This window comes from Pseudomonas sp. URMO17WK12:I12 (genome assembly GCF_000514395.1).
Lineage (GTDB): Bacteria > Pseudomonadota > Gammaproteobacteria > Pseudomonadales > Pseudomonadaceae > Aquipseudomonas > Aquipseudomonas mucoides.
The window spans coordinates 252036-265449 of the sequence record NZ_AZVV01000003.1 but is presented as its reverse complement, the minus strand read 5'-3'; the positions used below and the strand labels follow the sequence as shown (position 1 = coordinate 265449).

The 13414-nt window shown below is 60.7% G+C and carries 11 protein-coding genes and 3 tRNA genes; all 14 read left to right on the top strand.

The window, feature by feature from the left end:
• Positions 1-8: 8 nt before the first annotated feature.
• The 14 genes from truA to D882_RS0101405 all read left to right on the top strand — a co-directional run bounded on the left by truA (position 9) and on the right by D882_RS0101405 (position 13412).
• Positions 9-833, top strand: coding sequence for a tRNA pseudouridine(38-40) synthase TruA (gene truA, locus D882_RS0101470; RefSeq protein WP_027921585.1), 825 nt, complete (start codon positions 9-11; stop codon positions 831-833).
• 63 nt (positions 834-896) lie between these two features.
• On the top strand, positions 897-1520 hold the full coding sequence (locus tag D882_RS0101465) for a phosphoribosylanthranilate isomerase (RefSeq protein ID WP_027921584.1): 624 nt from the start codon (positions 897-899) through the stop codon (positions 1518-1520).
• A gap of 209 nt (positions 1521-1729) precedes the next feature.
• Positions 1730-2650 carry an acetyl-CoA carboxylase, carboxyltransferase subunit beta gene (gene accD, locus D882_RS0101460; protein WP_027921583.1) on the top strand — a complete coding sequence of 307 codons (921 nt, stop codon included), beginning with the start codon at positions 1730-1732 and terminating at the stop codon, positions 2648-2650.
• Complete coding sequence (gene folC / locus D882_RS0101455) at positions 2647-3954, top strand: bifunctional tetrahydrofolate synthase/dihydrofolate synthase (protein WP_027921582.1); 1308 nt, start codon at positions 2647-2649, stop codon at positions 3952-3954. The genes accD and folC overlap by 4 nt, the downstream gene beginning before the upstream one ends.
• Positions 3938-4591: an SPOR domain-containing protein gene (locus tag D882_RS0101450; protein WP_027921581.1), complete on the top strand. Its 654-nt coding sequence runs from the start codon at positions 3938-3940 to the stop codon at positions 4589-4591. Before folC ends, D882_RS0101450 begins: the two co-directional genes overlap by 17 nt.
• A gap of 274 nt (positions 4592-4865) precedes the next feature.
• The gene (locus tag D882_RS0101445; RefSeq protein ID WP_027921580.1) at positions 4866-5426 is read left to right on the top strand and encodes a CvpA family protein; all 561 of its coding nucleotides are present in this window, start codon (positions 4866-4868) and stop codon (positions 5424-5426) included.
• 41 nt (positions 5427-5467) lie between these two features.
• Positions 5468-6973, top strand: a complete 1506-nt coding sequence (purF, locus tag D882_RS0101440; RefSeq protein ID WP_010456022.1) for an amidophosphoribosyltransferase — start codon at positions 5468-5470, stop codon at positions 6971-6973.
• A 64-nt stretch (positions 6974-7037) separates the two neighbouring features.
• Complete coding sequence (locus D882_RS0101435; protein WP_027921579.1) at positions 7038-8249, top strand: O-succinylhomoserine sulfhydrylase; 1212 nt, start codon at positions 7038-7040, stop codon at positions 8247-8249.
• Positions 8246-9022, top strand: a complete 777-nt coding sequence (locus tag D882_RS0101430; RefSeq protein ID WP_027921578.1) for an SDR family oxidoreductase — start codon at positions 8246-8248, stop codon at positions 9020-9022. The genes D882_RS0101435 and D882_RS0101430 overlap by 4 nt, the downstream gene beginning before the upstream one ends.
• A 181-nt stretch (positions 9023-9203) precedes the next feature.
• Positions 9204-9279: transfer RNA gene (locus tag D882_RS0101425), tRNA-Val, on the top strand.
• 53 nt (positions 9280-9332) lie between these two features.
• A tRNA-Asp gene (locus D882_RS0101420) sits at positions 9333-9409 on the top strand.
• A gap of 92 nt (positions 9410-9501) precedes the next feature.
• Positions 9502-9578, top strand: a tRNA-Asp gene (locus D882_RS0101415).
• 470 nt (positions 9579-10048) lie between these two features.
• Entirely contained in the window at positions 10049-12880 is a 2832-nt protein-coding gene (locus tag D882_RS0101410) for a xanthine dehydrogenase family protein molybdopterin-binding subunit (protein WP_027921577.1), read from the top strand.
• Complete coding sequence (locus tag D882_RS0101405) at positions 12873-13412, top strand: (2Fe-2S)-binding protein (RefSeq protein WP_027921576.1); 540 nt, start codon at positions 12873-12875, stop codon at positions 13410-13412. The genes D882_RS0101410 and D882_RS0101405 overlap by 8 nt, the downstream gene beginning before the upstream one ends.
• Positions 13413-13414: the final 2 nt, after the last annotated feature.

Here is a 13414-nt window from a genome sequence, read left to right as displayed (position 1 = left end):
CTGCGGAAATGGCGGCCGACGGCTTTTACCGGATCGCATTGGGCGTTGAATACAAAGGCTCGCGTTATCGCGGCTGGCAGCGCCAGGCCTCCGGTGTGCTCACGGTGCAGGAAACCCTTGAGAAAGCCTTGTCCAAAGTCGCCGACTCACCGGTGTCGCTGCTGTGCGCCGGGAGAACGGACGCAGGCGTGCATGCCTGTGGTCAGGTGGTGCATTTCGATACCCAGGTCGAGCGGTCGATGAAGGCCTGGGTCATGGGCGCCAACATCAATTTGCCCCACGACGTCAGCGTCAGTTGGGCCAAGGTCATGCCGGCGCATTTCCATGCGCGGTTCAAGGCCATTGCCCGGCGTTACCGCTACGTGATCTACAACGATCAGATCCGCCCGGCGCACCTCAACGAAGAAATCACCTGGAACCACCGTCCGCTGGACGTCCAGCGCATGGCCGAGGCCGCGCAGTACCTGGTCGGCACCCATGATTTCAGTGCGTTCCGCGCCGGTCAGTGCCAGGCCAAATCGCCGATCAAGGAATTGCATCACCTGCGCGTCACCCGTCACGGCAAGATGATTGTGCTGGATATCCGTGCCAGCGCGTTCCTGCACCACATGGTGCGCAACATTGCCGGCGTGCTGATGACCATCGGTGCCGGCGAGCGCCCGGTGGAGTGGATGAAGGAAGTGCTGGAAAGCCGCATTCGCCGATCTGGCGGGGTCACCGCACATCCGTTTGGCCTGTATCTGGTGCAGGTCGAGTACCGCGACGAGTTCGAATTGCCCGAGCGTTACATCGGCCCACACTTCCTGACCGGTTTCACGGAACTTGACGGCTGACGCCCTCGAACGCATTTGTTACCATCCGGGACTTTCCCGGAATTGCCCTGAGGATTTATCGACATGTCAGCCGTTCGCAGCAAGATTTGCGGGATTACCCGCATAGAAGATGCGTTGGCGGCGGTCGAGGCCGGGGCCGATGCCATCGGATTTGTGTTCTACGCCAAAAGCCCGCGGGCCGTGACGTTCCAGCAGGCGCGCGACATCATCAAGGCGCTGCCGCCGTTCGTCACCACCGTGGGGTTGTTCGTCAATGCCAGCCGCTGCGAACTGGGCGAATTACTCGATGCCGTACCGCTGGACCTGTTGCAGTTCCATGGTGACGAAACGGCCGCCGATTGCGAAGGCTGGCACCGTCCGTACATCAAGGCGCTGCGGGTCAAGGCCGGAGACGACATCGCGGCAGCCTGCGATGCATTCCCCAGTGCGAGCGGAATCCTGCTCGACGCCTACGTTGAAGGCGTGCCGGGCGGAACCGGTGAAGCATTCGACTGGTCTCTGATACCGCAAGGCTTGAACAAGCCGATCATTCTGGCGGGCGGTCTGACCCCGGATAACGTCGCCGGGGCGATTGCCCGGGTCCGGCCTTATGCGGTGGACGTCAGCGGTGGGGTAGAGGCGAGCAAGGGCATCAAGGATCACGCAAAGATTCAGGCGTTCATCAAAGCGGTACGCGGTAGTACATAGAGGATGTGACGGCTGGCAGACTGCCGCCGTCCCAAAATGCACTGCGCTGCACAAAGCAGGCACGGCTGAGGGTTGATGGGTTGTACGCAGGTCGCGTTTCGCTGACCCGGCCATCCACCGACCATCGCCACACACATGAATTTAGCTCAAGGGCATACGCGGGGCTGCGAACCAGAGCGTTCGGGCCGCCGGTACTGGAGAAAGAAAGCATGAGCAACTGGTTAGTAGACAAACTGATCCCTTCGATCATGCGTTCCGAGGTCAAGAAGAGCTCGGTGCCTGAAGGTCTGTGGCACAAATGCCCGTCTTGCGAGGCTGTGCTGTATCGTCCGGAGCTGGAAAAGACCCTGGACGTTTGCCCCAAGTGCAACCACCACATGCGTATCGGCGCCCGCGCCCGCATTGATATCTTCCTCGACGCTGAAGGCCGTGCCGAACTGGGTGCTGACCTGGAGCCGGTTGACCGTCTGAAATTCCGCGACGGCAAGAAGTACAAGGATCGCCTGACCGCCGCCCAGAAGCAGACGGGCGAAAAAGACGCACTGATCTCCATGAGCGGCACCTTGCTGGGCATGCCGGTTGTCGTGTCGGCATTCGAATTTTCCTTCATGGGTGGTTCGATGGGTGCCATCGTCGGTGAGCGTTTTGTTCGCGCCGCCAACTACGCCCTGGAAAACAAATGTCCGATGATCTGCTTCGCCGCTTCCGGTGGTGCGCGGATGCAGGAAGCCCTGATCTCCCTGATGCAAATGGCCAAGACCTCGGCGGTACTGGCGCGTCTGCGTGAAGAAGGCATTCCGTTCATCTCCGTACTGACTGACCCGGTCTACGGCGGTGTTTCCGCTAGTCTGGCGATGCTTGGCGACGTGATCGTCGGTGAGCCGAAAGCCCTGATCGGCTTTGCCGGTCCGCGCGTGATCGAGCAAACCGTGCGTGAAAAGCTGCCGGAAGGCTTCCAGCGCAGCGAATTCCTGCTGGAGCACGGCGCCATCGACATGATCATTCACCGTCAGGAACTGCGTCCGCGCCTGGGTAACCTGCTGGCACAAATGATGGGCCTGCCGACGCCGAAATTCGTCGCTGCGCCAATCGAGCCGATCGTTGTACCGCCGGTACCTGCGAACATATGACCGAGCGTACCCTTGGCGAGTGGCTCGCCTACCTTGAGCAATTGCACCCTTCGGCCATCGACATGGGGCTGGAGCGCTCGCAACAGGTAGCGTCCCGCATGGGGCTGGGCAAGCCGGCGCCGCGGGTGATCACGGTCACCGGCACCAACGGCAAGGGTTCTACCTGCGCATTCGTGGCTTCATTGCTACGGGCGCAAGGCCTGAATGTGGGTGTCTACAATTCTCCGCACCTGCTGCGCTACAACGAGCGGGTGCAGGTCAATGGCGTCGAAGCCTCTGACGCCGAGCTGTGCGAAGCCTTTGCGGCTGTCGAAGCCGGTCGTGGCGACACCTCTCTGACGTACTTCGAAATGGGCACCCTGGCGGCATTCTGGCTGTTTCAACAGGCCGGGCTTGATGCGGTGGTGCTGGAAGTCGGTCTGGGCGGGCGTCTGGACACGGTCAACGTGGTTGATGCCGACATGGCGCTGGTCACCAGCATCGGCGTCGACCATGCGGACTATCTGGGTGATACCCGTGAGTCCGTGGCCTTTGAGAAGGCCGGCATTTTCCGTCAGGGTGCGCCTGCGCTCTGTGGCGATCTGAATCCTCCACAACCTCTGCTGGATAAGGCGCGCGAGCTCAATTGCCCGTTTTTCCTGCGTGGGCGCGATTTTGACCTCGGCATCACCGATCACAACTGGCAATGGCGCGGCCTGGATGCTCAAGGGTGTGCGGTCGAACTGCGCGATCTGCCGTTGCTTGATCTGCCAATGGAAAACGCGGCGTTGGCGTTGCAGGCCTATCTGCTGCTCGGTTTGCCGTGGGTGGATTCACAGATTATTGATGCGCTGAAAGCGACGCGGGTGGTGGGTCGTCTCGACCGCCGTCAGTTCGACTGGCAGGGCAAGCGTTTGAACCTGCTGCTGGATGTGGGGCATAACCCGCATGCCGCCGAATATCTGGCGCGGCGTCTGGCCAGCCGTCCACCGGTCGGCAAGCGTCTGGCGGTGTTCGGTTTGCTGGCTGACAAGGATCTGGATGGTGTTGTCGGTGAATTGAATGCTAGTGTCCAGCACTGGGCCGTTGCGCCGCTGGATTCTCCGCGAGCGCGACCGGTTGCCGATTTGCAGGCAGCGTTGCAGAACGTTGGCGCGTCGGTAACGTCCTATGGCAGCGTGGCGGCCGCCCTGGAAGGGCAGAGCGCGCTGGCGACGAGCGACGACGAGATTCTGCTGTTCGGATCATTTTATTGTGTCGCCGAGGCCCTCGAATGGCTGGCCCGGCGCTCCACGGAGGAAGCGGCAAATGGCATTGCTGGATAAGGCCTACAAACAACGCATGGTTGGCGCGCTGGTGCTGGTGGCGCTGGCGGTAATTTTCCTGCCGATGCTGTTTTCCCGTCAGGATGAGCAGCGTCAGGTGGTGGTCGACGCCCCCACTGCGCCGCATGCCCCGGCGGTGCCGCAAGTGCAGGTCGAGCCAGTCGTGGTGCCTGAGCCGCAAGCGCTGCCTCAAGAGCCGGTGCCGAGCGATGATGAAATCGCTCAGCAAGAGGCGCCGACGGCACCGATTGCGCCGGCGGTCCCTGTAGCCCCGGCGCCTGCTGCCAAACCGGTCGCGCCTGCGCCAGCCGCCAAGGCTACGACGCCACCGGCCCAGCCGATCGCGGCAGCGCCGACTAAACCGGATATCACTCAAAGTCGCATCGATGCCAATGGCCTGTCGGTGAGCTGGTCGGTGCAAGTGGCCAGTCTGTCGAGCCGAGAAAACGCCGAAAGCCTGCAGAAAGACCTGCGCAGTCAGGGCTACAATGCTTACATTCGATCCTCTGACGGTAAAAACAGAGTGTTTGTCGGGCCGCTGATCGAGCGCGCCGAAGCCGACCGTCTGCGTGATTTGCTGGACCGCCAGAAGAAGCTCAAGGGCTTTGTCGTGCGATTCCAGCCAGAGCGCGGCTAAAACCGACACCTTAATCTGTGTAGCAGCTGTCGAGCCCGCGAGGCAGCGTCTGGCGGCGAAGCGGCCGTAAACCCTGCCTCCGCGGTTTGTCTGACACACCCAATTACCTGATTTTACGGCGGCTGCGCACCCGAACGCAGGCTTCGCCAGCTGCTCCAGGGTTGGGTGCGGTTTAAAACTATCGCCCCGATTTGAAAAGCACTGACAATCGCAGCTTACCGATAGCCATGCGCTCTGCTAAAATGCGCCGCCTTATCCGTCTGTAGGCTGCACTGTGCCATTTACCTGGGTTGACTGGGCGATCGTTGCAATCGTCGCCATCTCCGCATTGATCAGTCTGAGCCGCGGCTTCGTCAAAGAAGCACTGTCGCTGGTGACCTGGATCATCGCAGGAGCTGTTGCCTGGATGTTCGGTGGTTCATTGTCCGAGTACCTCGCCGGATACATTCAAACACCGTCGGCTCGTGTGATCACGGGCTGTGCCATCATGTTTGTTGCCACGTTAATCGTAGGCGCAATGATCAATTATCTTATCGGCGAATTGGTTCGCGTCACCGGGCTATCCGGGACCGATCGATTCCTCGGCATGGCCTTCGGCGCCGCGCGTGGCGTGTTGCTGGTGGTCGTGGCGGTCGGGCTGTTGAGCCTGGGGCCGGTACAGCAGGACGGGTGGTGGAAAGAGTCACAGCTCGTGCCAAAATTTCTATTGGTCGCAGACTGGTCCAAAAACCTGATTCTCGGGTGGAGCAGTCAGTGGCTTGCCAGCGGTATCAGCGTACCCGCTGAGATACCGTTCAAGGATCAACTCTTGCCGATGGCCAAAACGCCTCAGTGAGTGTTGTTCAGTTCAGATCCATTAAGTAGGGGTTGCGTCGCATGTGTGGCATCGTCGGTATCGTCGGTAAGTCGAACGTCAATCAGGCGCTGTATGACGCGCTAACCGTCCTCCAGCACCGCGGCCAGGACGCTGCCGGTATCGTGACCAGCCATGATGGCCGGTTATTCCTGCGCAAGGACAACGGCCTGGTACGTGACGTGTTCCATCAGCGTCACATGCAGCGCCTGGTCGGCCACATGGGCATTGGCCATGTGCGTTACCCGACCGCGGGCAGCTCGACGTCGGCTGAAGCTCAGCCGTTCTACGTCAACTCGCCTTACGGCATCACGTTGGCGCACAACGGTAACCTGACCAACGTTGAACAACTGGCCAAGGAGATTTACGAATCTGACCTGCGCCACGTCAACACCAACTCCGACTCGGAAGTCCTGCTGAACGTGTTCGCTCACGAGCTGGCCCAGCGCGGCAAGTTGCAGCCAACCGAAGAAGACGTGTTCGCCGCGGTGACTGACGTGCACAACCGTTGCGTTGGTGGCTACGCGGTCGTGGCGATGGTGACCGGTTACGGCATCGTCGGTTTCCGTGACCCGCACGGCATCCGCCCGATCGTCTTCGGTCAGCGTCACACCGACGAAGGCGTCGAGTACATGATTGCCTCCGAAAGCGTCTCCCTGGACGTGCTCGGTTTCACCCTGATTCGCGACCTGGCACCGGGCGAAGCGGTCTACATCACTGAAGACGGCAAGCTGCACACCCGTCAGTGCGCGACCAACCCGTCCCTGACCCCTTGCATCTTCGAGCACGTCTACCTGGCGCGTCCGGATTCGATCATCGACGGCGTGTCGGTCTATAAGGCCCGTCTGCGCATGGGTGAGAAGCTCGCCGAGAAGATCCTGCGCGAACGTCCTGAACACGACATCGACGTGGTCATCCCGATCCCGGACACCAGCCGCACCGCAGCTCTGGAGCTGGCGAACCACTTGGGCGTCAAGTTCCGCGAAGGCTTCGTGAAGAACCGCTACATCGGCCGGACCTTCATCATGCCGGGCCAGGCTGCACGGAAAAAATCCGTACGCCAGAAGCTCAACGCGATCGAACTGGAATTCCGTGGCAAGAACGTGATGCTGGTGGACGACTCGATCGTTCGCGGCACGACGTGCAAGCAGATCATCCAGATGGCTCGCGAAGCCGGCGCCAAAAACGTCTACTTCTGCTCCGCCGCACCGGCCGTTCGTTACCCGAACGTCTACGGCATCGACATGCCGAGCGCTCACGAGCTGATCGCCCACAACCGTTCGACCCAGGACGTTGCTGACCTGATCGGCGCTGACTGGTTGATCTATCAGGACTTGCCTGACTTGATCGAAGCGGTCGGTGGCGGCAAGATCAAGATCGAGAAGTTCGATTGCGCAGTGTTCGACGGCCAGTACGTCACCGGCGACGTCGACGAGGCTTACCTGAACAAGATCGAGCAGGCTCGTAACGATGCCTCCAAGGTCAAGACGCAGGCAGTCAGCGCGATCATTGATCTGTATAACAACTGAGTAACAACCGGCCCTGAGGGGCCGGTTTTGTATCTACTAGATGAGCAAGGCAAGGAGTGACAGCATGAGTCAGGATTGGGATGCCGGTCGGCTGGACAGCGACCTCGAAGGCGTAGCGTTCGATACCCTGGCCGTACGCGCCGGTCAGCACCGTACGCCGGAAGCCGAGCACGGTGATCCGATGTTCTTCACTTCCAGCTATGTGTTCCGCACCGCTGCCGACGCTGCGGCTCGCTTTGCCGGGGAAGTGCCGGGTAACGTTTACTCGCGCTACACCAACCCGACCGTGCGGGCGTTCGAAGAGCGCATTGCTGCGCTGGAAAGCGCCGAGCAAGCCGTGGCGACGGCCACCGGCATGGCCGCGATCATGGCGGTGGTGATGAGCCTGTGCAGCGCCGGTGATCATGTGCTGGTTTCGCGCAGTGTGTTCGGTTCGACCATCAGCCTGTTCGAAAAGTACTTCAAGCGCTTCGGCATCGAAGTCGATTACGTGCCTCTGGCGGATTTGTCCGGTTGGGACGCGGCAATCAAGACCAACACCAAATTGCTGTTTGTCGAGTCGCCATCCAACCCGTTGGCCGAGCTGGTGGATATCGCCGCGCTGGCGGAAATCGCTGACGCCAAAGGCGCGATGCTGGTGGTCGACAACTGCTTCTGCACGCCAGCGTTGCAGCAACCGCTGAAGATGGGCGCGGACATCGTCGTGCACTCGGCTACCAAGTTCATCGACGGCCAGGGCCGTTGCATGGGCGGCGTCGTGGCTGGTCGCAGCGAGCAGATGAAAGAAGTGGTCGGTTTCCTGCGCACCGCGGGGCCGACCCTGAGCCCGTTCAATGCCTGGATCTTCCTCAAGGGTCTCGAAACCCTGAACCTGCGGATGAAGGCGCATTGCGCCAATGCCCAGGAACTGGCCGAGTGGCTGGAGCAGCAGGACGGCATCGAGAAAGTCCATTACGCCGGTCTGAAAAGTCACCCGCAGCACGAACTCGCCCAGCGTCAGCAGAAAGGGTTTGGTGCGGTGGTCAGCTTTGAGGTCAAGGGCGGCAAAGAGGGCGCCTGGCGCTTTATCGATGCGACCCGTCTGATTTCGATCACGGCTAACCTCGGTGATACCAAGACCACCATTACTCACCCGAGCACCACCTCCCACGGCCGTCTGGCGCCGCAAGAGCGTGAAGCCGCGGGCATTCGTGACAGCCTGATCCGCATTGCGGTCGGCCTGGAAGACGTGGCTGATCTGCAAGCCGATCTGGCGCGCGGGTTGGCGGCCTTGTGATCGAGTTGTCCACGCCGACCTCCGGGTCCAATGGTCGTGTCGCGCTGGTCACCGGCGCGGCGCGAGGCATCGGTCTGGGGATCTCGGCCTGGCTGATCAGCGAAGGCTGGCAGGTGGTGCTGAGCGACCTGGACCGGGTGCGCGGTTCGAAAGTGGCGAAGGTGCTGGGCGACAATGCCTGGTTTATCGCCATGGACGTCTCGAACGAAGGGCAGGTGGCGCTGGGGGTTGCCGAAGTGCTGGGGCAGTTCGGGCGCCTGGATGCACTGGTGTGCAACGCCGCGGTGGCCGATCCGCACAACATCACCCTGGAAAGCCTCGATCTGGCTTACTGGAATCGTGTGTTGGCGGTGAATCTCAGCGGGCCGATGTTGTTGGCCAAGCACTGTGCGCCGTATCTGCGCGCGCACAGCGGCGCGATCGTCAACCTGGCCTCGACCCGCGCCGGGCAGTCGGAACCCGACACAGAGGCTTACGCGGCCAGCAAGGGCGGACTGTTGGCGTTGACTCACGCCTTGGCCATCAGCCTTGGGCCGGAAATCCGTGTGAATGCCGTCAGTCCGGGCTGGATCGATACCCGGGATCCTTCCGTGCGGCGTGCCGAGCCACTGACCGATGCCGATCATGCCCAGCATCCGGCGGGCAGGGTGGGGACGGTTGAAGACGTGGCGGCGATGGTGGCCTGGTTGCTGTCGAAGAATGCCGGATTCGTCACGGGCCAGGAGTTTGTGGTCGACGGTGGCATGACCAAGAAGATGATTTACGAGCAGTGAGAAGCCGTTTCAAGCTTCAAGCTGCAAGTTAAGGCTCGACAGTGTCATGCCGGCTTCACGCGTGACGGCTTCCACTTGTGGCTTGAAGCTTGCCTCTGGCAGCTGTTTTGAAAAAACTTCAATCCTGCTATTGACTTAGGTTCGGTACCTGCGTAAATTTCGCGGCCTCGGAGATGCAAACGGGTGATTAGCTCAGCTGGGAGAGCGTCTGCCTTACAAGCAGAATGTCGGCGGTTCGATCCCGTCATCACCCACCACTTCCGAGATACTTGCGAAAGCAAGAGGTAGGCTGAAATGCCTCCACCGACGCGCAGCGGTAGTTCAGTCGGTTAGAATACCGGCCTGTCACGCCGGGGGTCGCGGGTTCGAGTCCCGTCCGCTGCGCCATATTTTCCGAGTCAGATTTATCTGGTTCGAGATTGAAAAGCTTCTGAGTTTTCAATCAGACGAGTTACTTGGATTAAAGTCCAAAGCGATGCGCAGCGGTAGTTCAGTCGGTTAGAATACCGGCCTGTCACGCCGGGGGTCGCGGGTTCGAGTCCCGTCCGCTGCGCCATATCTGCTACAAGGCCCACTGAACGCCTTGGAGCTACGAAGAAAACTGCTGGTTTTGCCAGTGTTACTTCGAGTCGATAGCAAAGACCCTGGTCGAAAGACCGGGGTTTTTTGTGTCTGGAATTTGGCTTTTTCTCCTCTTGCAGTGTCCCTTGCCGGGCCATCCTGGCCGCCTTCTTCTATGCTGCCTCAAAGGTTGTCGCGACGACGCCGTCCGGCCGGGCTGACCTTGGCGTTGCATTCGCTTGCCTGCTCAATTCTTCGCACTGAAAACACAGTATTTTGATTCGCTGGTCAGTTTTTTTGTGTGGGGCTGTTTGCCGCAGGCGCATAAGCCTATAAACTTAACCTTTCGGTCAGCTTTGCACTGTCATTTCAGCCCTTCGTTTCGTCAAAAAGGGCTTCTGCACGACTCGAGATTTCCAGAACATAACCAGAAGGGCGGGTCTATAACCGCCCAGAGGATGATCCATGTCCAACCGTGAAATATCCCGGCGCTCGTTCCTTCAGGGCGGGCTGGTGGCAGGTGTGAGCGTGACGCTCACGCCGCTCAGCAGTCAGGCGCTCGCTGCCTTGATGGAAAACAGCGTGACCGTGCCGTCCGAGCAATGGCTCGGCAACAACGGCAAGGCGCGCACGCGTAACGATGCCTTGTCGAAGGTCTGCGGCAGCAAAGTCTTTGCCCGCGACATCCGCGCCAAGGACATGCCGGGCTGGCCGCAGCAGCAAGGCCACGCCATGCTGCTGAAAACCATCAAGGCCGACCGCATCTACGCGGGCATGGAACTGTCGTGGCTCGGTGCCGAATTGCAGCCAGACCGCATCGTCACCGCCGCTGACCTGGAAAAGGACGGCATCGTCTTCCCGGAGGAGCATGCGCCGGATCCGCTGTTGCCGGAAGGCAAGGTGCCGATGTTTATCGGTCACCCGGTGGCCATCCTGATCTGGAACGACTTCGAGCGTTTCCGTCAGGCCAAGGCCAAACTCAAATTCAATGACAAAGCGATTCGTTACGGTGCTCAAGTGCCGTTCTACGAAGGCGATCCCTACGGCAGCTTCCGCTATGTGCGGGTGGGCGGTGCGACCTCGGCGGACGAAGACGAATTCGCCAGCCTCAAGGATTCGATCCTGTTTCCGATGCTGAAAAACCGTCGTCCGGTGTGGAATTCCCAACCGAACCTGCACGGCAACCTGACCGAGCGTGGATTGTTCTACGCCGATCGCATGAAACAGCAGATCGACACGCCGCCGGACAACTGGCTGGTGTTCGACGAGCGCTACAAAACCCCTTCGATCGAACCGGCCGCGATGGAGCCGGACAACGGCAATGGTTGGTACGACCCGGCAACCAAGACCCTGCATTTCGTGGTGGCGACCCAGTGCCCATTGGAAGCAGCGACCGAGACCGCGAAGATGATCGCGCCGTCGCGCTTCGGCCTGGCGAACCTGAACATGCACCCGGGTTACACCGTCGGTTACGGTTCCAAAGACCACAACATTTTCGTCTACTACGCCGCCCTCGCGGCGCTGTATGGCGCCGGTGTGCCGGTGCGTCTGGCCAACGACCGCTATGAGCAATTCCAGAGCGGCATCAAGCGTCACCCGTTCGACATCCGCTACCAATTGGCCGTGGACAAGACCGATCACAGCTTCAAGATTTTCCGCGCCGAAATGAGCGTCGACGGCGGTGGCCGGGTCAACTACAGCCCCTCCGTGGCGGCCGTTGGCGCCACGGCGGCGCAGTCGATCTACTACATGCCGCAGAACGATTTGCAGGTCACGGCCTACCATTCCCGCGCCGTTGAAGCCGGCTCGATGCGTGGTTACGGCACCCTGCAAAGCATGGCGTCCACCGAGATGATGGTCGACGAAATTGCCGGTCGCCTCGGCATCGACGCCATCGACCTGCGCAAGAAAAATGCCATGGTCTCGGGCATGAAAAATACCCAGGGCGCGGTGCCGGCGGGTGCGTTGCGCTTGCACGAGATTCTCGACAAGGCCGCCGTTCACGACGTCTGGAAAAACCGCGACGCGATCAAAAAGCAGCGCGAAGCGCAGGATCCGGACAACTGGTACGGCGTCGGTTTCGCCATCTGCCAAAAAGACTTCGGCACGGGCTCTGAAGCGCCGATGGCGAGCATCGAGTTCACTGCTCAGGGGCACATCACCCTGCGCCACATCGGTATCGAAATCGGCACGGGCATGTCGACCTCGCAAGCCTTGGTCGTGGCCGATTTCCTCGGCATCGCGGCGACGGAAGTGAAGACCGGCGAGACCGAATGGAAAGAGTTGCAGCTGATCAGCGGCGGCAACCCTTACATCATGAGTCAGGCCGAACAGGACAGCCTGCTGCGCAATCCGCGCTGGGTCGGCAAGATCGCCTCGGCGTCGTCGGCCACCAACTCTGCCTACTATTTTAGCCACGCCACCCGTGAAGCGGCGCGTGTGCTGTTCAACCACGGCTTGTGGCCGGCAGCGCTGCAGATCTGGAGCCAGGGCCCTTACGGTGGTTCGGCCAACCCTTACGTGGTGCGTCGCGAAGATGCGCATTGGGTCGACGGCAAACTCACCGCCAACGGCATGCAGCCGCTGAGCTTTGAGCAGTTGGCCAAGCACGCTCACGAGAAGGGCCTGGTCACCGGCGCGACCGTGCACGGTTTCAACCGCTGGAGCTGGGCCGAGGCCGAGTTCAGCATCGACGGCGTGCGTGAACGTCTGCCGCTCGACGGCCTGGCAGTCAAGTACGGCGACGGCGCGCCGAGCGTGAAAAAGGCGCAAATGAACAGCGCCGGTTTCCACCTGCTGGATCGCCAGAACGTGCACTACCCGGACACGCAGTTGAACAACGCGGCAGTGACTTACTACAGCCCGGTCGCGACGCTGGTGGAAGTGAAAGTCAACAAGGGTTCGGCCGAAGTGCAAGTGCTCAACCATCACTCGTGGGTCGAGTGCGGTCGAGTGCTGGTGGAAGAACTGGTCAAGGGCCAGATCGAAGGCGGGATTGCCATGGGTATCGGCCATGCGCTGATGGAAGAGATGCCGCTGTACGAAGGCGGGCCGGGGGAGGGTGACTGGAACTTCAACCGTTACCGCTTGCCGATGGCGCGCCACGTGGCGGTCTGGAAGCAGACGGCTGAAATCCTGCCGCCGCTGTCGCCGAGCGATCCATCGAAGGGCATCGCCGAAGTGGTGATGATCCCGGTGGTCGGCGCCATCGGTAACGCCGTGGCACACGCCATCGGCAAACGGGTCCGCGACCTGCCTATTACTTCTGCACGCATCAAGGAGGCCCTCAATGGCTAACCGTCCGCTTCAACTGACCCTCAACGGTCAATCCGTCGGCCCGGTGGAAATCCCTGATGACCTGCCGATGATCGATTACCTGCACGAATACAAAAACCTCACTGGCTCCCGCTTGGGCTGCGGTCAGGGCATCTGCCACGCCTGCGTTGTGATCGTCGACAACCCGGATGGCACCAGCGAAGAAGTACGCACCTGCATCACTGGCGCGCACTATTTCGAAGGCAAGAAAGTACGCACTATCGAAGGCCATGCGAAGCGCGACGAGGAAGGCAAAGTCACTGAGCTGAACCCGATCCAGCAGCGCTTCGTCGACGAATTCGCTTTCCAGTGCAGCTACTGCGCACCGGGGTTCGTGAATGCCGCGACCGTGCTGGTGGAGAAGTTGCAGCGTCAGCCGATCGTCAAAAGCCAGCTGGAAAAAGTCATCGAGGACAGCCTCGGTCACCACATCTGCCGCTGCACGGGCTACGTGCGTTATTACAGCGCGACACGTAACGTGCTGACCGATCTCGGCCTGGTCAAGGAGGGTTAAGC